The 18,609-nt window shown below is 64.1% G+C and carries 15 protein-coding genes and 1 pseudogene; 6 read left to right on the top strand and 10 right to left on the bottom strand.

Annotated elements, in window-relative coordinates; translation table 11 throughout:
- Window positions 1-4: 4 nt before the first annotated feature.
- From NKI05_RS04500 to hemP, 3 genes are read right to left on the bottom strand one after another with little or no spacing between them, the layout of a single operon-like run.
- Window positions 5-886 carry a heme/hemin ABC transporter substrate-binding protein gene (locus tag NKI05_RS04500; protein ID WP_023815472.1) on the bottom strand — a complete coding sequence of 294 codons (882 nt, stop codon included), beginning with the start codon at window positions 884-886 and terminating at the stop codon, window positions 5-7.
- Window positions 887-896: 10 nt separating this feature from the next.
- Window positions 897-1,955: a hemin-degrading factor gene (locus NKI05_RS04495; protein ID WP_023815473.1), complete on the bottom strand. Its 1,059-nt coding sequence runs from the start codon at window positions 1,953-1,955 to the stop codon at window positions 897-899.
- Between the two features lie 36 nt (window positions 1,956-1,991).
- Complete coding sequence (hemP, locus tag NKI05_RS04490) at window positions 1,992-2,198, bottom strand: hemin uptake protein HemP (protein WP_023673860.1); 207 nt, start codon at window positions 2,196-2,198, stop codon at window positions 1,992-1,994.
- A 258-nt stretch (window positions 2,199-2,456) separates the two neighbouring features.
- Between hemP and NKI05_RS04485 the strand changes: the two genes are divergently transcribed.
- The 4 genes from NKI05_RS04485 to hmuQ are packed head-to-tail and all read left to right on the top strand — an operon-like array spanning window position 2,457 to window position 6,506.
- Window positions 2,457-4,604 carry a TonB-dependent hemoglobin/transferrin/lactoferrin family receptor gene (locus NKI05_RS04485; protein ID WP_352792196.1) on the top strand — a complete coding sequence of 716 codons (2,148 nt, stop codon included), beginning with the start codon at window positions 2,457-2,459 and terminating at the stop codon, window positions 4,602-4,604.
- Window positions 4,605-4,609: 5 nt separating this feature from the next.
- Entirely contained in the window at window positions 4,610-5,044 is a 435-nt protein-coding gene (locus tag NKI05_RS04480; RefSeq protein WP_023710743.1) for a hypothetical protein, read from the top strand.
- A gap of 1 nt (window position 5,045) precedes the next feature.
- The gene (locus NKI05_RS04475) at window positions 5,046-6,137 is read left to right on the top strand and encodes an energy transducer TonB family protein (protein WP_245261861.1); all 1,092 of its coding nucleotides are present in this window, start codon (window positions 5,046-5,048) and stop codon (window positions 6,135-6,137) included.
- A gap of 54 nt (window positions 6,138-6,191) precedes the next feature.
- Window positions 6,192-6,506 carry a heme-degrading protein HmuQ gene (gene hmuQ / locus NKI05_RS04470; protein WP_023681734.1) on the top strand — a complete coding sequence of 105 codons (315 nt, stop codon included), beginning with the start codon at window positions 6,192-6,194 and terminating at the stop codon, window positions 6,504-6,506.
- 45 nt (window positions 6,507-6,551) lie between these two features.
- On the opposite strand, the gene NKI05_RS04465 is transcribed toward hmuQ, so the two are convergent.
- Window positions 6,552-7,616 carry a glycosyltransferase gene (locus NKI05_RS04465; protein ID WP_023815475.1) on the bottom strand — a complete coding sequence of 355 codons (1,065 nt, stop codon included), beginning with the start codon at window positions 7,614-7,616 and terminating at the stop codon, window positions 6,552-6,554.
- A gap of 87 nt (window positions 7,617-7,703) precedes the next feature.
- On the bottom strand, window positions 7,704-11,312 hold the full coding sequence (gene putA, locus NKI05_RS04460; RefSeq protein WP_023815476.1) for a bifunctional proline dehydrogenase/L-glutamate gamma-semialdehyde dehydrogenase PutA: 3,609 nt from the start codon (window positions 11,310-11,312) through the stop codon (window positions 7,704-7,706).
- Window positions 11,313-11,475: 163 nt separating this feature from the next.
- Here putA and NKI05_RS04455 point away from each other — a divergent pair, with 163 nt between their 5' ends.
- Window positions 11,476-11,928 (top strand): Lrp/AsnC family transcriptional regulator, encoded by a 453-nt coding sequence (locus NKI05_RS04455; protein WP_023688158.1) that lies wholly within the window; start codon window positions 11,476-11,478, stop codon window positions 11,926-11,928.
- Between the two features lies 1 nt (window position 11,929).
- On the opposite strand, the gene NKI05_RS04450 is transcribed toward NKI05_RS04455, so the two are convergent.
- Both NKI05_RS04450 and NKI05_RS04445 read right to left on the bottom strand, forming a co-directional pair.
- Window positions 11,930-13,129: a cytochrome-c peroxidase gene (locus NKI05_RS04450; protein ID WP_023696486.1), complete on the bottom strand. Its 1,200-nt coding sequence runs from the start codon at window positions 13,127-13,129 to the stop codon at window positions 11,930-11,932.
- 4 nt (window positions 13,130-13,133) lie between these two features.
- Complete coding sequence (locus NKI05_RS04445) at window positions 13,134-13,808, bottom strand: FixH family protein (RefSeq protein WP_245260578.1); 675 nt, start codon at window positions 13,806-13,808, stop codon at window positions 13,134-13,136.
- Here NKI05_RS04445 and NKI05_RS04440 point away from each other — a divergent pair.
- Window positions 13,732-14,652, top strand: coding sequence for a sugar kinase (locus tag NKI05_RS04440; protein WP_023725631.1), 921 nt, complete (start codon window positions 13,732-13,734; stop codon window positions 14,650-14,652). The two genes, NKI05_RS04445 and NKI05_RS04440, sit on opposite strands and share 77 nt — an antisense overlap.
- Before the next feature lie 4 nt (window positions 14,653-14,656).
- On the opposite strand, the gene NKI05_RS04435 is transcribed toward NKI05_RS04440, so the two are convergent.
- The 3 genes and pseudogenes from NKI05_RS04435 to NKI05_RS04425 form a co-directional block, all read right to left on the bottom strand.
- On the bottom strand, window positions 14,657-15,682 hold the full coding sequence (locus tag NKI05_RS04435) for an aldose epimerase family protein (protein ID WP_023714373.1): 1,026 nt from the start codon (window positions 15,680-15,682) through the stop codon (window positions 14,657-14,659).
- Between the two features lie 193 nt (window positions 15,683-15,875).
- Window positions 15,876-17,333 (bottom strand): NAD-dependent succinate-semialdehyde dehydrogenase, encoded by a 1,458-nt coding sequence (locus NKI05_RS04430; protein ID WP_023714372.1) that lies wholly within the window; start codon window positions 17,331-17,333, stop codon window positions 15,876-15,878.
- A 217-nt stretch (window positions 17,334-17,550) separates the two neighbouring features.
- A pseudogene (locus NKI05_RS04425) lies at window positions 17,551-18,500 on the bottom strand (AEC family transporter).
- Window positions 18,501-18,609 lie beyond the last annotated feature (109 nt).

The raw sequence follows: 18,609 nt of genomic DNA, 5'->3' as shown, positions 1-18,609 counted from the left end.
CGGCTCAGTCCGTGACCTGGCTGCCATAGAGCGAGACTGCGAGATCGTGGATGGCATCGGCCGTGCGCGGCCCGAAGCCGAGCAGATAGCTGCCATCCATCAGGATCAGTTTGCGGCCTTCACCCGCCGGCGTCGAGGTGATCGACGGGATGGCGAAAAGCTCGGCCTCCGCAATCGGCGGTCCGGCATTCTTCATGGCCAGGATCACGTCCGGCCTGGCGGTTACGATGGCCTCGTCGGACATCTGCTTGTAGCCGGAAAAACCTTCGACGGCGTTGACCGCACCGGCGAGCTTGATGATGCCATCACCGGCGGTGTCGGTGCCGGCGGCCAGGATCTTGCCGCCCTGGATCGACAGCACGAACAGGATGCGCTTGCGCTGCTTGATCGACGCCGTCTGCTTCTCGGCCGCCTTCAGCTTGGCGTCGGTCTCAGCCACCAGCGTCTCGGCCTTGGCGTCGACGCCGAGCGCCTTGCCGACGATGCGGATCTTTTCCAGGATGCCGTCATGGCTGTAATGCTCGGGCACGTCGATGAACGGAACGCTCGACTTTTTCAGCACATCGACCGCTTCCTTCGGCCCACTGCCATGCAGCGCCAGAATGCCCGAAGGATTGACCGACAACACGCCTTCCGGCGACAGCTGGCGCATATAGCCGACGTCGGGCAGCGCGACCGCGGCGGCGGGGTAGCGGCTGGTCGAATCGCGGGCGACGAGATGACCTTCCTCGCCAAGCGCGTAGACGATCTCGGTGATCGAACCGCCGATCGCCACGATCCGCGACGTGTCGGCAAACACGGCCACGTTCTCGCTGGCCGGCACTGGGGCGGCAATAAACAGCGACAGGCCCATGGCCGCGGCAAGCGTCCTGAACAGTGAAATCATCGTCGTTTCCTCAGGCTGCGGTCGGGCTTGGAATGCGCGGCAGATTTTCGGCGAGGAACCGCCAGTCGTCGCGCTCGCCCTCGCCTTCATGGCGCTCGCCGAAGAACTGGATGATCATCTTGCCGTCGGCGCCATAGGCTTCGAGCGAGGTGACATGACCGTCCTTGGTCGGTTTGCGCACCGCCCACGCCTCCTGGATGTGGTCGGTGCGCAGATGCAGGTGGAACGTCTCGTCCATCACGTTGATCCACGGCCCCATCGGCCTGATCGACTTGACGGGACCGGAATGGATCTGGATGCAGCCTCGGTTTCCGACAAAACACATGATCGGCATGCCGTCGGCGGCGGCATGGTGGAACATGGCGCCGATGGCATCATTGTCGAGCAGCCAGGCATAGTCCTGGCCGACCATGCGCACGGCCTGGCGGCGGGTGAGCTTCAGCGTTTTCAACATGCCAAAGAACTGATGCACGTCGGTCAGCCGGCTCCAGCGGTCGCGCAGATCATCGATGTCTGCGGCAATGCCCGACGTCTCCGCGTCGTCGTCGGCCAGGCCTGCGATAGACACGGTCGCCTCCTGGTTCGGCGATTCGAGTGCGGCCACGAGCTTCTGGTAGACATAGAGATTAGACGCCGGCCGCAGATGCACCTTGTGCACCGCATCGCCGGCCGCGTCGAAGAATTGCAGGCTGCGGCGGATGTCGCCACCGTCGCGCTTCTCGACGGCAAAGCCATGCGCCCAGACCTTTGGAAAGATACGCAGGTCGATGTTTTCGCCCAGCACCATGGCGTCGTGCGTGCCTGTGACAACCTTGTTGTAGACGCCGATCTTCTCGTGCACCGCGCTTTCGTTGCGGGTCAGCGCCATCACTTCGCCGACGGCGTCGAGGCCGGTCAGAAGATCGTTGACCCTGGGCTCGACGCGCACGACGCCGTCGCCGCAATGCGCGGCCACCAGCTCGGCCTCGGAAATACCGAGCTCGGCGGCAAGATCGCGCTCGCGCGCTTTCGGATTGTCTGCCCGCGCCCGCCGGATTTCATGCGGGGCGGGTTTTGCGCGCTGGTCCATGTCCTGCTTACCTGTCTGCCGTGTTTGGTCGTTTCGTCACTTGTTGAGGATGAGCTTGCCCTGGCGGGTGATCTTCAGCCGATAGAGCGCGCCATGGTGCTCGATGCCGATCTCGTGCTCGCCCTGGAACAGCGTGTTGGAGGACAGCGTCCGCACCGCCAGCGGCACCCGGTCGAAGCGGGTCGGCGTCTCCTCGGAACGGCGGACGCGGTAACGGAAGTCGTTGGGATTGTGGGTGTTCATCTCTTTCGATCCCTTTCCTGTGCCGGGCAACTGGCTAGGCGTTGCAAATGCCGATTCATTTCTTGACTTGAATCATCATGTTTATTAGTCAGTGCAATACCGGACTAAATGAGTCAATATTTAAGACGCCGGACGGAATGAAAAAAGCCAGCGAGCGCCAAGCCAGCCAGCGTCGAACCTGGAATTTGGAGTTGGGGCATGGGCTTGGGAAATTCTGGACGACTGGGTCTGGCGAGCACCGGTCCGGTGCATCGGTGTATGGCAAAGGTGGCCTTGCTTGCGGGGGCAGCGACGATCGCGCTGCTGACATCGCCGGTCAGCGCTCAGCAGGCCGCTCAGCCGGCCGCTGACCAGGCCGACCAGACCAGGAAAACCGAGGACACCAAGCCGGCGCCCGCCGGCGCGACCCTGCTGGACAAGATCCTCGTCATCAGCCGCACCGGCGAGACGGCAATCGAATCGCTGGCCTCGGCCAGCCATGTTGACCAGGAACAGCTCGACCGCCGCATGGCGACGACGCCGAACGAAATGCTGCTCGGTGTGCCTGGTGTCGCCGTGCAGGCCGATGCGCGACGCGTCAGCTCCAGCATCAACATCCGCGGCCTGCAGGATTTCGGTCGCGTCGCGGTCATCGTCGACGGTGCCAGGCAGAATTTCCAGCGCTCAGACCACGGCACGCAGTCGACCTTCTATGTCGATCCCGAGCTCATCAAATCCGTTGACGTCATTCGCGGACCGACCGCCAACACCTACGGCTCCGGCGCCATTGGCGGCGTCGTCTTCTTCGACACCAAGGATGCGGTGGATTTCCTCAGACCGGGCGAAACCTGGGCCGGCTCCGTCACCGGGCGCTATGAAAGCAACGGCAAGGGCTGGACCGCCAGCGCCAGCGGCGCCTACAAATTCAACGACGATTTGGATGTGCTGGGCAACATCGTCTACCGCGACTACGGCGACTACAAGAATGGCAGCGGCGACACCGTCGCCGGTACCGGTTTCGACGTGCTGAGCGGCCTGCTCAAGACCACAATCCGCCCGAGCGAGAACAGCGAATTGAAGCTCGGCTGGGTCGGCTCGAGCGACGGCTGGACGGAAACCAGCGGCGGCGTGCCGGCCAACGACGTCGACCTGAAGTCGAACACCTTCACCGCCCGCTACAACATCACTGACGACGCCAGGAGCTGGCTCGATCTCCACATCAACGCCTCCTACAACAAGACCAATCTCGACCTCGCCACGCTGGTCCCGCAGAACCGCTTCGATCCGTCGACCGGCCTTCCCGTGCTGCTGCCCGTCGGTTCGACCTCGACCTTCGACGTTGGCACGGCCGGCGTCGACATCTGGAACACGTCGCGCTTCGAAACAGCCGGTGTTGCGCACGAATTGACCTATGGCGGCGACTGGGTGGGTGACGATGTCGAGACCGGCGGCACCGCCGGCGGCGACAGCTTCTACACCCCATCGGGCAAGCGTAGTGTTTCGGGCGCCTACATCCAGGACAAGCTCACCTGGGACTGGCTCGAGGTCATTGCCGGGCTGCGTTACGACAATTACAGCCTGGAGGATTCCGACAATGGAACGTCAGGTGATCGTCTGTCGCCGCGCATCACCGTTGGTGTCACGCCCTTCGAAAGCGCCAGCCTGGCGGGCCTGCAGTTCTATGGCACCTACGCCGAAGGCTATCGCTCACCCTCGCTGACCGAAACGCTGATCAGCGGCAACCATCCGGCAGGCGTCACCTTCCCGTTCCTGCCCAACCCAAACCTGCGGCCTGAAACCGGCAAGACCACCGAGTTCGGCGTCAACTACAAGCTGAACGACCTTATCGAGGCCGGCGACGCGTTCCGGCTCAAGGCCGGCTACTTCCACAACGATGTCGACGACTACATCGAAGGCGTCACGTTGTCGCCATTCGACCCGACCAGCGGCTGCCCGTTCGGCCCCGGCATTCCGATCTGCTTCCAGTACCAGAACGTCGCCCAGGCCAGGATCAACGGCTTCGAACTGGAAAGCGTCTACGATGCCGCCTGGGGTTATGCCGGGCTGTCGGCCTCGATCATCAACGGCCACACCATCTCCGATGAAGGCGAGCGGGCCGACCTTGCCACCATCCCGTCCTCGCAGGTCACCGGGCAGCTCGGCTTCCGCTTCCTTCAGGACAAGCTGACCGTCGGCGGCGAGGTGCAGTACAACGGCAAGCCGAAGGGCAACCCCGTGGCCAAGGATTATACTCTGGTCAACGCCTTCGCCAGTTACCAGGCCACCGACAATCTGAAGGTGGACTTCCGCGCCGACAATTTGTTCGACGTCAAATACACCAACCCGCTGAACGGCGGCACCACCGCCGTCATCTATGAACCCGGCATCACGCTGAAGCTGGCCGCAACCATGCGCTTTGGAGGCTGACACCCATGACAAGTTTGACGGCATCGCTTCGGCTCCTGACCTCGACGCTGGCGATGTCGCTTGGCTTGATGCCGGCGTGGGCTCAGTCCGCGCCGGCTCCGCAACTCAGCCTCGAGCTCAATGCCGCGCAGCCCTCCGAAAAGGGTTGCCGCCTGACCTTCGTCGTCAACAATGCGCTCGGCGCCGATCTTTCCAAGGCGGCATTCGAAATCGCGCTGTTCAACGAGGCCGGCATTGTCGACCGCCTGAGCGTGCTCGACTTCAAGGACCTGCCGGCCGGCAAGACCAAGGTGATCCGCTTCGACCTCGCCGGCACCGACTGCACCAAACTCAGCCGCGTGCTGATCAACAGCGCCACCGAATGCGCCGGCGTCGAACCGGGCGCCTGCATGCGCGGCCTGAAGACGCAGACCAAGACCGGTATCGCATTCGGCGTTTGAGGTGGGTCTGCATCCCGCCTTCCTGCACGACAATGCGACACGACCCGTCGCAGCTCCGCCGTTATGGCCGGCAACCGATCTTGATTTGACAATCCCGCCGCGCTCGCGGCAGGTCTCGCCGCGAACCATGCAGGACATCACCCCCCTCCCCGACGCCGGCAACGAACCGGCGATAACAATGGACGAGCTCGTACAGCCGGCGGCCGCGGACCGCAAATGGACTGTGGCGATCGTCGCGTCCTGCCTGCTCCATGCCGCTGCCGCAGCGGCGTTCATGGTCGCACCCGCCGGGACATTTGATACCGGGAAGGCAATACAGGCCGAAGGCGCCGATCGATCAGGCGCAGACGTCCTCGGCACCGCTTTGCAAAACCCGGTACCCGACGCGGTGGATGTTACCCTGGTAACCGATCCGCAGCCGGCCAAGCCCGTCCAACCCACGCCGCAAACCGAGGCGCCTCAAGCCGTAGAGGAGCCGGCGGCGCCCAAATCTGCGCCGGAATCTGCCAACCAGGCAACCGTCGCTCCCGATGCACCAACGGCCGCCATCCCGGATGATCAAAGTGTCGCCCCAGAGGCTGAGACGCCTGCACCGTCACCGGTTCAAACGCAGAGTTCGGAGGCATCTCCCGCCAATCAGCCTGCCGTTGAATTGCCTGCCGCGAGGCCACCAGTCCCAAGCCCGAGGCCAAGTACATCAATATCGGGCGCACCAATATCGGGAGAGACTGGCGGCACGGCAGATGGCGAGGAGCGCGAGGCAACGGCGGTTGCCAGCAAAGGCGGAAAACAGAGCGCGGCGGGCAATTCGATGGAATCCGGCTACAGCGTTGAAGTTCAGAACAAGCTTGTCCGCGCCAACCGCCACGTTTCGAAGGCGGTTCAAGCCAAGGCTCGCAACAATGCCAGGGTCTATTTCGTCGTCATGGCCGACGGCAGCGTCAGCGACTTGCAGCTTGTCGAAAGTTCAGGGTCTGCCGAGCTAGACCAATTCGCTTTGAAACTGGTGCGCCAGCAAGCCCCGTTCCCGCCCATTCCACCCGAGACCGGATTATCAAGTTGGGTGTTCAGGGCGCGGATCGGTCCGTTTTAAACAGCTTGTAGACCTTCGCCAAATGGCATCGTCCACCAATTCGAGAGGAAGCCAATGTACATCGCCATGAACCGCTTCAAGGTCCAGAATGGCTCGGAGACCGCCTTCGAGGATGTCTGGAAGAACCGCGATTCGAGCCTCTCGGAGATGAAAGGCTTCAGGGAATTCCACTTGCTGCGCGGCCCGGTCAACGAGGCCGAGGGTTACACGCTGTTTGCCTCGCACACGGTGTGGGCAAGCCATGAGGATTTCGTCGCCTGGACCAAATCCGAGAATTTTCGCGCCGCCCATCGCAACACCGGCACCTCGAAGGTGCATTATCTCGGCCATCCGCAGTTCGAAGGCTTTTCGGTCGTCGAAGGGGCCTGATTGAGATTTCACCCGTCGACGAGATCTGACGACGGGCAGATGCCGTCAGGTTCCGGTTGAATTCCGGCCGCCCAGTCGCCGAAGCCACTGGGCAATGTGCAGGCGCAGCCGCCGCCAGGGCTGTCCGCGTGTCAGGTAGCGCGCCAACCGCGGATCACCGGCCAACTCCGGGAACTGGCTCACATGCTGCGTCAGGAATGCAGCTATGAAATTGCGCCCGTTGAGATCGCTGAGCCAGGCAGAATTCGCCAGCAAATAGTCTGCGGCATCCGCCGCCAACACGCTCCTGTAGCTCCTGTATGCAGGCGTTTGCCGCACATTGCCGCCAGCAAAGGCAGTTCCGGTGGACAGGTTGGAGCCATGCAGGCGATAGAGCCCGAGACCTTCTGACAGGATGAGGCTGCCGCCGGCCTGGTGCGCGAGTGTCGCCGTCAGATAATCCGTCCCGACCTTGGCCTTGAACGGGAAGGACAATACCGGTTCCAGCGCGCCACGCCGGTACATGATCGCCGAGCATTGCGACCACAGCCAGCCCGTCACCGCAGGTGCGAAATAGGTTACCGGATGCTCCGATGCGTAGGCGATCCCAGGCGCCATGCCGGCAAGCCAGCCACCGGGCGCGATGGCGACACCGCTGCGATCCGCTCCGGAGCGCGGTTTGCGCAAGGCAAGGAAGGTGCCGCCCAGCAACGTGCCGTCGCCATCGACAAGGAACACATCGGAACTCGAGAGAGCGGCCGAATGCGTCGTGTTGAGATGGGCGGACAGATGCGCGAGGAGAAAATCTGGCAGCCACACGTCATCGGCGTCGAGAAACGCGACGAAGGGCGCGTCGGTTGCGGCAAAGCCGTCGCGGAATCCCGCGGTCTGGCCGCCATTCTCCGTGCGCGCCAACAGGCGCAGGCGCGGATCGTCTATATCCCTTAGAAGCTGTCGGACATGGTCGGCCGAGCCGTCCGTCGAGGCATCGTCGACGATGACGCATTCCCAATTCCGGTAGGTCTGCGCAAGCACCGAGCGGATCGCCTGTTCGACGTACGGCCGATAGTTGAAGCAAGTGATGACCACCGCCACGCGCGGCAGCTCAAACGGTCGGGACGTGTCTTCCATCTGTTCGGCTGCCCCGCTCGAGTTGCTCTCTGTCCCTTGCGCATACCCTTGCAACCCGACGCAGGCAAGCGAGCCGCGAAAAGCCCCCTAGGCCGCCGCGAGCAGGCTGGCATTGCCGCCGGCAGCCGTGGTGTCGACGCAGACAGCGCGTTCATGCGCATAGGCCGCCGGGTTGAGCACCTCGCTGACCAGCGGCACGATCGGCCCGCTGCGGTCGGCAATGACCTTGCGCACGATCCGCGCCGCCTCGGGCCTGCCCGAGAAGGCGACGACATCGACGCGCAGCGAACGCGCTTCGACTGGGTCTGGCCGACCGTCTATGGCCGCCAGCGGCAACCCCTTGCCGGTCAGCGCCGACAGTGCTGCCGGCGCGCCCGGCGCCACGGCCAGCACCGCATTGCCGGCGGCCAGCGCCTGGATCGTCTGGGCAAGCAGCGTTTCGGCGTCCGGACCGAGGCACAGCACCCGGCCGCGCGGCGACAGCGACAGCGTGTTGGCCTCGCCGGTCGGTCCGGGCAGGTCGACCTGGCCGAAATCGATGGCGGCTGCAGCGCCGATGGCTGCAGCGCCCTTGCCACGCAAATGCTTTCTCAAGATGGCGATGCGATCCGGCCGCGTCGACCAGCCGCCAAGCGTCGGATCGGGCAGATTGTCGGCGAGTTCGGTCGCAGTCACCTTGTGGCCCTCGGCAATCTCCGTGCCCGCCTCCGGCCCTTTGCGGAACCGCCGGAGATAATGCGGCCCGCCGGCCTTCGGCCCGGTGCCCGAAAGCCCCTCGCCGCCAAAGGGCTGCGAACCGACGACGGCGCCGATCTGGTTGCGGTTGACATAGATGTTGCCGGCATGGATGCCGTCGACGAAATGCTGGGCGCGGCCTTCTATGCGGGTGTGCAGGCCGAAGGTCAGGCCATAGCCCTTGCGGTTGATGGCGGCGATGACGGCGTCGATCCCGTCGGCGTCGAAGCTGGCGACATGCAGCACCGGGCCGAACACTTCGCGCTCCATCTCCTCGATGCCTTTGACCCGGAACACATGCGGCGCAACGAAGCGGCCGTCCTTCGGTGCTTCGAGTTTGGCAATCAACCGGCCCTGCAGCCCCATCTTGGTGCAATACTCGCGGATCGATTCCTGCGCCTCGTCATCGATGACCGGCCCGACATCGGTCGAAATCTGCCAGGGATCGCCGATGGTGAGCGCTTCCATGGCGCCCTTCAGCATCTCCAGCATCTTCTTCTCGACATCCTTCTGCACGTAGAGCACGCGCAGCGCCGAACAGCGCTGACCCGCACTCTGGAAGGCGGATGCCAGAATGTCGCGCACCGCCTGTTCGGGCAGTGCTGTGGAATCGACGATCATGGCATTGAGACCGCCGGTCTCCGCGATCAGCATGGCGTCGGGCGCGGCTGTCTCGGCCAGTTGCTTCTCGATCAGCTTTGCAACCTCGGTCGAGCCGGTGAAGCATACGCCGGCAATGCGCGGATCCGCAGTTAGCGGTCCGCCGACCGACGGACCGTCGCCCGGCAGAAGCTGGATGACATCTTCCGGCACGCCGGCCTCGCGCAGCAGCTCGACGGCGCGGAAGGCGATCAGCGGGGTCTGTTCGGCTGGCTTGGCGATGACCGAATTGCCGGTGACGAGCGCTGCCGCGATCTGGCCGGTGAAGATGGCGAGCGGGAAATTCCACGGCGAAATGCACACGATCGCGCCGCGCGCCTCGGTGCCCGCTTCGTTGTTGGCCGCTTCGGCAGCGTAGTAGCGCAGGAAGTCGACGGCTTCGCGCACTTCAGCCACGCCGTCGGCCAGCGACTTGCCGGCTTCCCTTGTAGCCAGCGCGAAAAACTCGACCGCATTGGCCTCATAGAGGTCGGCGGCGCGGTTGAGGATGGCGGCGCGCTCGGCAACGGGACGCTTCGCCCAGGACGGCTGCGCTTCCACAGCAAAGCGCACCGCGGTCGCGACCTGCTTGGCAGCGGCTTCGGCGACCGTGCCGACGATCTCGGCAGGCTTTGCCGGATTGACCACCGGGCGCTGCTTGCCGTAGCCGGCGGCGCGCGTCATCGGCTTGGCATGCCAGCGCTCGGGCCCGGCAAAGGCCGCCTTGGCCTTGTCGATCGCCGCCAGCGTCACCGGATCGGTGATGTCGAACCCCTTCGAGTTGCGCCGACCAGCGCCGAAGATCGTCGCAGGACGAGCGATTGCCGGATTGGCGGCGGGGCCCTGGCTCTCGACCGTCTCGAGCGGATCGCGCGCAATATCCTCCGGCTCGACGTCCTCGTCGGTGAGCTGATGGACGAAGGAGGAGTTGGCGCCATTCTCCAGCAGGCGGCGAACCAGATAGGCCAAGAGGTCGGAGTGCGCGCCGACCGGCGCATAGATGCGGCAGCGCGTGCCTTCGGCCCGGCGCACCGTCTCATGCAGCGCTTCGCCCATGCCGTGCAGGCGCTGGAATTCGAAAGCGTCACGGTTGTCAGCCATCGACAGGATGGCGGCGACGGTATGGGCATTGTGCGTGGCGAATTGCGGATAGATACGGTCGGTCATGCCAAGCAGCTTCCTAGCGCAGGCCATATAGGAAACATCGGTGTTGGCCTTGCGGGTGAAGACGGGGTAGCCGGAAAGCCCCAGCGTCTGCGCCCGCTTGATCTCGGTGTCCCAATAGGCGCCCTTGACCAGCCGCACCATGATGTTGCGGTCGTACTTTTTCGCCAGCGCATAGAGCCAGTCGATTGTGAAGGCCGCGCGCGGGCCGTAGGCCTGGACGACGACGCCAAAGCCGTTCCAGCCGGCAAGCTCCGGCTCAGCCAGCACGCGCTCGATGACATCGAGCGACAGGTCGAGCCGGTCGGCCTCCTCGGCGTCGATGTTGAGGCCCATGCGCGAATGGCGTGCGGCCAGCGCCAGCGACAGCAGCCGCTCGGCCATCACCGGCAGCATCTTTTCCTTCTGTGCCTCTTCATAGCGCGGATGCAGCGCCGACAGTTTGACCGAGATGCCGTGGTTCTGGCGGATATCGGGACCGTTGGAGCCTGAATCCAGCGAGGAGATCGCGTCGGCATAGGCCTTGAGGTAGCGCAGCGCATCGGCCTCGGTGCGGGCGGCCTCGCCCAGCATGTCGAAGGAATAGAGATAACCTTTCTGGATCATCGACTTGCCGCGCTTGACGGCTTCCGCAATGGTGCGGCCGAGCACGAACTGCTCGCCCATTTCGCGCATGGCGGCGGCGACCGCCTTGCGGATCACCGGTTCGCCCAGCCGGCGAACCATCGAGCGCAGCGTGCCTTCAATGCCGCCCTCGCCTTCGTCGAGCACACGGCCGGTCAGCATCAGCGCCCAGGTCGAGGCGTTGACGAAGATCGAGCTCGAACCGCCCGAATGCGCCGACCAGTCATGCGGTGCGATCTTGTCGGCGATCAGGTCGTCCATGGTCTCGGTGTCAGGCACGCGCAGCAGTGCCTCGGCCAGGCACATGAGCGCCACTCCTTCCTTGGTGGAGAGGCCGTAGGCCGAGAGAAAAACCTCCATCAGCCGCGGGTCGGACGAGCCGCGCACCGCGCGCACCAGATCCGCGGCACGGGCCGAGACGGCTTTGCGGTCATCGGCCGAAAGTTCTGTCGCGGCAGCCAGGCGCTTCACAGCCGCGTCTTCGTCGGGCAGGTAGTTGGCGCGGATCTGCTGGCGGATGGTGTCGAGCGGCATGGCGGTCCTGCGGAGCAAGCATCTGGGAGCGGGCCGGCGGTCGCCGGACCGAATGGCGCAAGCTAGCACAGAGCCGCATTTTCGGCCGGTCCAAAGAAATCGACATGGCAGGCCGAGCGGTCTATCATGCGGCTAAATTGTTATCAGATGGACTGTGATATCCGTGACAGGAGACCAATTGGACCGCATCGACAGAAACATCCTGTCGGCGCTGGCGCGCGACGGGCGGCTGTCCATGTCGGAACTGGCCGGCAAGGTCGGCCTGTCGAAGACGCCGGTGCAGGCGCGGGTGAAGCGCCTGGAGAAGGACGGCTATATCAGGGGCTATCAGGCGATCATCGATCGCGAGCGCATGGGCGAAGGTCATGTCGCCTTCGTCCAGGTCAAATTGTCGGACACACGCTCGGCCGCGCTCGATGCTTTCAATCGCGCGGTGCAGGCCGTGCCGGAGATCGAGCAGTGCCACATGATGGCGTCGAGCTTCGATTATCTCCTGAAAGTCCGTACCACCGACATCGCCGCCTATCGCCGTGTTCTCGGTGAGCGCATCTCGGCGCTCCCCCACGTCGCCCAGACCTCGACCTTCGTGGCGATGGAGACGGTGAAGGATCGCTAGCTCACTCCGACAGCGTCTTCAAAAACGCCACCAGCGCCGCGCGTTCGCGGTCCGACAGTTGCAACGGGTGCACTTCGGAGGTGCCTTCAACGGCCGCCTCCGCCTTCGCGTAGTGCGCCACCACCTCCTCCAGCGTGGAGAACTGTCCGGCATGCATATAGGGCGGCCGTGTCGCCGCGCCCCGCAGCGACGGCGTCTTGTAGGCACGCATCAGTTCGGGTGCTGCCTTGACGATGAAGCGCAGTTCTCCGCAGGCGCCGGCGTCGCCATCGCGGAAGGCGCCGAAGCAGTTGAATGGGTCGGCCTGAACCTGGGCCACCGCATCGAAACGGCCGCGATCCAATGGCAAATCCCTGACCGGCCGCACGCCGGTGTTGTGGAAAGCGTTGTCGGTGAAGCGCGGGCCGTTATGGCAGGTGACGCAATTGGCCTTGCCGATGAACAGTTTCAGCCCGAGCATCTCCTCCTGCGAAAAGGCATCGTCGGCTTTCGGCTTGGCGCCTGACGCAAGATCGATGGCAAAGCGGTCAAAGCGCGTCTGTGCCGGTTCGATCGACCGTTCGAAGGCGGCGATCGCCTTGCCGATGTTGGAAAAGACGCGGTTGACGTCGTCCATTTGCGCCGCGGTCATTGCCTTCCACGCCGCCTGCTCGGCCTCATTGCCGAGCGGGCTGGCGTTGGCCGGCACGGCGGAAAGATCCGGCAGTGGCCCGAAGATGCGCTCATAGCGCTCGCCGAACCGCTTCTGGATGTAATGCGCGAAGGCCGCGCGGTTCCCCGCCTGCTCAAGCGGGTTTTCCAGCGGCGTCAGCGCCTGCGCCCACAGGCTGTCGCGCCGTCCATCCCAGAAGAACCACGGATTGCGGGCAATGCCGGCCAGCGGCATCGAGCGCCTGTTGGTTCGGCCAACGCCGACGGATTGCGGCAGGTCATCCTGGAATTGCCGGTCGATCTTGTGGCAGGTCGAGCAGGATACGTTCCCGTCACGGCTCATCCCCTGATCGAAGAACAGAGTGGAGCCCAGGGCGGCGGCGGCCGGCACGTCGGCGAAGCGGTTGGTGGTGTCGGGTTTGAGCGCCGGCAAGGTGTTCAGCGCCAGCGAAGCGATGGTCTTCTTCTCGGCATCGGAAAAATCCGGTTTGCCGCAGCCGGCAACGAGCACGACCGCCGCCAATGCCAGAAGGCGCAACAGGCCGTTCATCCGCTCACAGCACCACGTTGAAGACGACCGTGTCGGAACCGGCCGCCGCCGAAATGGCGAAGCGCAACTGCCACACGCCGCTCATGGTGAATTTCAGCCCCTCGATCCTGTAGCGCCCCTCGCCAAGATAATCGGTCGCCTGCGGACTGGTCGGCAAGCCGTGATTGTGCTGCGGCATGCCGCCGGACACCGAGATCGCCGCACCTTCCACGGAATCGCCGTTGACCGTCTTCAGGGTCAGCAACCAGGATTGCAGTTCGCCTTGCCGGATAACGCCGCGTTCCGGCTGAATGCTGGCGACAAACAAGCCGTTCGCCGTCTTCTTCGAGCGCGAAATATCCGGGCCCGGCGCCGACTGCGGCGCGGTCAGATAGACGATCGCCAATATGCCAGCCAGCAAGCCGGCCAGACCAACGCCCGCAAGAAGATAACGCCATATCGATGCCAAACCGGTTCCTCTTCTGGGCATAACGTCTCGGGAAGCAATTCGCGTCCCGCCGCTTCTGTGGGAAAACGCTTCTGGCGCAAAAAACCGCCGCCGCCAAGCATGGCGCTGCCGGCCGCAAAAAGCTACAGCAGCGAACTGATCCGGAGACAGATACATGGCAGCAGACGGCGTCGCTTCGATCGGTGAATGCATGCTCGAGCTGTCCGGCCAGGCCGGGCCGAACTGGCGCATGGGCTTTGCCGGCGACACGTTCAACACGCTGTGGGCGCTGCATGCGCTGAGCGGCGAGCGGCCGGCGACCTATGTCTCGGCCTTCGGCGACGATCCCTTCTCGCAGGGCCAGATTTCGTTCTTCGCCGAAAACGGCATCGACATCGGCGCCAGCCCGGTCATCCCAGGCGCGCGGCCCGGCCTCTACGCCATCACCTTGACCGGCGCCGAACGCGCCTTCACCTACTGGCGCAGCGACGCGGCGGCCAGGCGGCTCGCCTCGGACCCGGCCGCCTTGGCAAAAAGCCTTGAAAACCAGGCTCTTGTGTATTTTTCCGGAATCACTTTGGCAATTCTGGATGCCGCCGCGCGCAAGACGTTGCTGGCGGAAGTGTCCAAGGCGCGGGCTGCCGGTTCGCTCGTCGCCTTCGACCCCAACTACCGGCCGCGCCTGTGGCAGAGCCGCGAGGAGGCGCAAGCCGCGATCCTCGACGCGCTTGCCGTCACCGACATCGCGCTGCCGACCTTTCCCGACGAGCAGATGCTGTTTGGCGACACGGCATCGCAAGCGACCGCCGAGCGGTTCGGAAAACTGGTCGGCGAAGTCGTCGTCAAGAATGGCGAGGAACCCGCGCTGATCGCCACTGGCGGAGCCCTGCAGCCGGTTCCGGCCCAGCATGTCGCCACCCCGGTCGACACCACCGGCGCCGGCGATTCCTTCAATGGCGGCTATCTCGCCGCCCGGCTTGCCGGCCATGCCCCGGCGGATGCCGTGCAGCGCGCGCATCGCGTCGCCGCCGCTGTCGTGCAGGTGCGAGGCGCGCTGGCGCCGTTCGAGGTTCTAAGAACCGCTTTCGAGGGCTAAGACCTTAGGGAAGCCTGAAACGATATTCCGTCACCTGATGATAGATCTGGCCCGGCCACAGCGTGGCCTGCGGGAAATAGGGCCGGTTCGGCGCGTCGGGCCAGGTCTGCGCTTCCAGGCAAAAGCCGGAAAACGCCTTGTAGCGCCGTCCGTCCAGGCCGCCCGAGGTCGGCGCGACATACTGGCCGGTGTAAAGCTGCAGGCCCGGCTCGGTGGTCCAGACTTCCATCTCGACGCCGGAATTGGCGCCTTGCGCCCACGCCACCTGGTGAAGCGGGCCCCGGGCTGACGCCAGGCAGAAATTGACGTCGTAGGGAAGCTGCTCGCCTTCCGTTTCCATGCGCAGCGGCCGCGCCTGGCGGAAGTCGAAGGGCGTGCCGTCGACAGGTTTGACGACGCCGGTCGGGATCATCTCGCCATCGACCGGCGTATAGGCGCCGGCATTCAGCATCAGCCGGTGGTCGAGAATGTCACCGGTGCCGCCATCGTCGAGATTGAAATAGGAATGCTGCGCCAGATTGCACAGCGTCGGCTCCTCGCAGGTGGCGGTCAGCTCCATCGAGAGCGTGCCGGGAATCTTCAGCCGGTAGGTGCAGGTGACGTCGAGCGCGCCGGGAAAGCCCATCGTGCCCTCGGGATCGTGCAGGGTCAGGGTGACGAAATCCCGGCCATGCAGCGAAACCGTCCACGGCCGCTGGAAGAAGCCCTCCGAACCGCCATGCAGCGTGTGCTTGCCGAGGAAATTGCGCTCGGTCTGGTAGCGCTGGCCGGCAATGGTGAAGCGGCCGTCGCGGATGCGGTTGGCGTAACGGCCGACGACCGCGCCGAAGAAGGCCCGGTCGGTCTCGTAAGGCTCGAAGCGGTCGTAGCCCAGCACCAGCGGCGCATCGTGGCCGGCGAGGCGCAGATCCTGGATGATTGCGCCGAGCCCGATGATGTTGGCGCTGATGCCGCCGCCCCGGATGGTGAAACGGCGAACGGGTTCGCCCGCCTGCGTCGTGCCGAAGACTTCGCCGTCCTTCATCGCTATGTCCAAATGCTAATTCGTCGATCTATCGACTTAGAGCAATTCCAGGAAAAGTGTGAAACGGTTTTCCGTCCGGAATTGCAAAAAACAAAGAACTGGAGCGGTTCGGCGTTTCCGTGAAACGCTGAACCGCTCCAGGCCGGCTGAATGTCGTCTGGCAAGGGCCGGCCCGCGGCCTGCCCTGCCCGTCAATGATTTAGAGGCCGAGACCCCCGATGCAGACATATTTGGTGTCGAGATAGTCCTCGATGCCCTGATGTCCGCCTTCCTTGCCGAGGCCCGATTCCTTGACGCCGCCGAACGGCGCTTCCGGCGTGGTGATCAGGCCTTCATTGACGCCGACCATGCCGTATTTCAGGCCTTCCATGACCCGGAAGGCGCGGCCGAGGTCGCCGGTGTAGAAATAGGCGGCAAGGCCGAACTCGGTGTCGTTGGCAAGCGCAATGGCTTCCTCCTCGGTCTCGAACTTGAACACCGGGGCGATCGGGCCAAAAATCTCTTCCTTCATGAAGCGCATGTCAGGCTTCGCATCGGCGATGACGGTCGGCTGGAAGAATGAGCCGCCAAGCGCGTGGCGCTTGCCGCCGGCAACGACCTTGCCGCCCTTCGACGTGGCGTCGGCGATGAATTCCTCGACCTTCTCGACCGCCTTCACGTCGATCAGCGGTCCCTGCTGCACGCCCTCTTCCAGGCCCGAGCCAACCTTCAGCGCATTGCTGGCAGCGGCCAGCTTCTCGACAAACTTGTCGTAGATGCCGGCCTGCACCAGGAAGCGGTTGGTGCACACGCAGGTCTGGCCTGAATTGCGGTATTTGGCGGTGATGGCGCCGGCGACGGCGCGATCGAGGTCGGCATCGTCGAAGACCACGAACGGCGCATTGCCGCCGAGTTCCATCGAGACCTTCTTGACGGTGACGGACGACTTCTGGATCAGCAGCTTGCCGATCTCGGTCGAGCCGGTGAAGGTGATCTTCGACACCAGCGGATTGGCGCAGATCTCGTCGCCGATTTCGCCGGCAGCACCCGTGAGGATGTTGATGACGCCCTTTGGGAAGCCGACTTCCTCGGCGAGCGCGCCCCATGCAAGGCCGGAATACGGCGTCTGCGAGGCGGGCTTGACCACGGCGGTGCAGCCGGCGGCAAGCGCGGGGCCGAGCTTGCGGGCAAGCATCGAGGAGGGGAAATTCCACGGCGTGATGGCGGCAATGACGCCGACCGGCTCCTTGGTCACCAGGATGCGGCGATCGCCCCACGGCGATGGCACGACATCGCCATAGGTGCGGCGGCCTTCCTCGGCAAACCACATGATGTAGGCGGCGGCCGAACCGATCTCGCCCTTGGATTCGGCGAGCGACTTGCCCTGCTCGATGGTGAGCAGTTCGGCCAGCACATCCTGATTATCCATCATCGCGTCATGCAGCTTGCGCAGCAGCTTCGAGCGCTCCAGCGCGGTCGTCTTGCGCCAGGTCTTGAAGGCTTCGCTTGCGGCTTCGATGGCGCGGCGGGTTTCCGCCTTGCCCGACTTCGGCACGGTGCCGATCTTGAGACCGGTGGCCGGGTTGTTGACGTCGACCGCTTGGCCGCTGTCGGCCTGCACCCATTCGCCATTGATGAGATTGGCCTGGCGCATGAAATGGCTGGTTTTCTGCAGCATGGTCTAGCCTCCGTTCGGCGCACTGACGGGCCGGTCTGTGGATGTCTTCGATGAGCGCGCGCAATGGCCTGGATGCCCGACACGCTGAGCCACTGCTCTTTACCTAGGGCAAGCTCGGCAAGCAATGCAAGATGGCATATAGGCTTTGGGCCAGCCAAACGCCAGAGAAAATTCACATGTAAATTAGTTTGGGCCCCAGCCTTGCCGAAGACCAAGCCTACCCAAAGACATGAACCACCACCGTCAGCCAAAAGGCGGTTGTAACAACCGCGCTTGCCGTGGCGATGGTCATCTGGTTCGACGCCAGCGCCTGGCCGGTGTTGAACTGAACGGCGATGAGATAGGAATTGATGCCGGACGGCAGCGCCGCCACCACGACCGCCACTTTGGCCGTCAAGGGCGGCAGGCCAAACAGCCAGACCAGGCCGAGCACCAGCGCCGGCATCAGGAACAGTTTCAGCGTCGACAGCGCCAGCGCCGGTCGGATGTTACCGGAAATGCCGAAACGGCGCAGGCTGAGCCCCATGGCGAACAGCGCCACCGGCCCGGCGGTGTTAGCCAGCGCATCGACCAGCCGCGTCGCAAGGTTCGGCAGCGGCGCGCCGGTGAGGCGCCATGCCAGCCCGGCCAGGATGCCGATGATCAGCGGGTTCGTGAACAGTCTTCTCAGAAAGCTCTGGATGATGCGCAGCGGGTGTACGGGCTCGCTGCCGCCGCGGCCAAATATCTCGAACATGATGATCGAAGCCATCATCATGGTCGGCAGGTGCACGGAAACGAGCAGCGACAGCACTTCGAATCCGCTGGACCCGAATACGCCGAGAACGAAGGGAATGCCCAGCAACACCACATTCGAGAAGGATGACGACACTCCACCGACGATGCCGGTGCGCGCGTCCCGCCCGAAGATCCGTGTCGTCACCAGATGGCCGGCGGCCCATGTCATTGCAACCGCCGCGAAATAAGCACCCCACAGCGACCAGGGCGCCACGCCGTGGAAATCGGAATTCACCATCGTCCGAAACAGCAGCAGCGGCATGCCACGTTGATGGCGAATTCGGAGATGCCGTCCCCGCTGGCCGGTTTCAGATAGCCGGTGAGCCCGGTGACATAGCCGAGCGCAACGAGGCTGAAGACGAAAAGAACGGTTTCGGTAAGCGGAGACATTTTTCAGGGATAGGCGAGCCCGGATTCCAGCGCAATCGCCATGATCTTCAGAAACTGATCCTCGATCCGCCCGGCGCCTGAATTTGATCATGGTCGGGTGGCAGCGCTA

The organism is Mesorhizobium sp. M0771, from assembly GCF_040320155.1.
GTDB lineage: Bacteria > Pseudomonadota > Alphaproteobacteria > Rhizobiales > Rhizobiaceae > Mesorhizobium.
The sequence above is the reverse complement of the archived record's forward strand: the minus strand, read 5'-3'. Positions and strand labels throughout refer to the sequence as shown.

Coding starts and splice junctions, on each gene's coding strand:
- NKI05_RS04465 (WP_023815475.1), bottom strand. CDS start 7,616: ATGGAAGACACGTCCCGACCGTTTGAGCTGCCGCGCGTGGCGGTGGTC.
- hmuQ (WP_023681734.1), top strand. CDS start 6,192: ATGTACATCGCCATGAACCGCTTCAAGGTCCAGAATGGCTCGGAGACC.
- putA (WP_023815476.1), bottom strand. CDS start 11,312: ATGCCGCTCGACACCATCCGCCAGCAGATCCGCGCCAACTACCTGCCC.
- NKI05_RS04500 (WP_023815472.1), bottom strand. CDS start 886: ATGATTTCACTGTTCAGGACGCTTGCCGCGGCCATGGGCCTGTCGCTG.
- NKI05_RS04440 (WP_023725631.1), top strand. CDS start 13,732: ATGGCAGCAGACGGCGTCGCTTCGATCGGTGAATGCATGCTCGAGCTG.
- NKI05_RS04495 (WP_023815473.1), bottom strand. CDS start 1,955: ATGGACCAGCGCGCAAAACCCGCCCCGCATGAAATCCGGCGGGCGCGG.
- NKI05_RS04480 (WP_023710743.1), top strand. CDS start 4,610: ATGACAAGTTTGACGGCATCGCTTCGGCTCCTGACCTCGACGCTGGCG.
- NKI05_RS04430 (WP_023714372.1), bottom strand. CDS start 17,333: ATGCTGCAGAAAACCAGCCATTTCATGCGCCAGGCCAATCTCATCAAT.
- NKI05_RS04450 (WP_023696486.1), bottom strand. CDS start 13,129: ATGAACGGCCTGTTGCGCCTTCTGGCATTGGCGGCGGTCGTGCTCGTT.
- hemP (WP_023673860.1), bottom strand. CDS start 2,198: ATGAACACCCACAATCCCAACGACTTCCGTTACCGCGTCCGCCGTTCC.
- NKI05_RS04485 (WP_352792196.1), top strand. CDS start 2,457: ATGGCAAAGGTGGCCTTGCTTGCGGGGGCAGCGACGATCGCGCTGCTG.
- NKI05_RS04445 (WP_245260578.1), bottom strand. CDS start 13,808: ATGCGCCAGTTCGGCCCGGCCTGGCCGGACAGCTCGAGCATGCATTCA.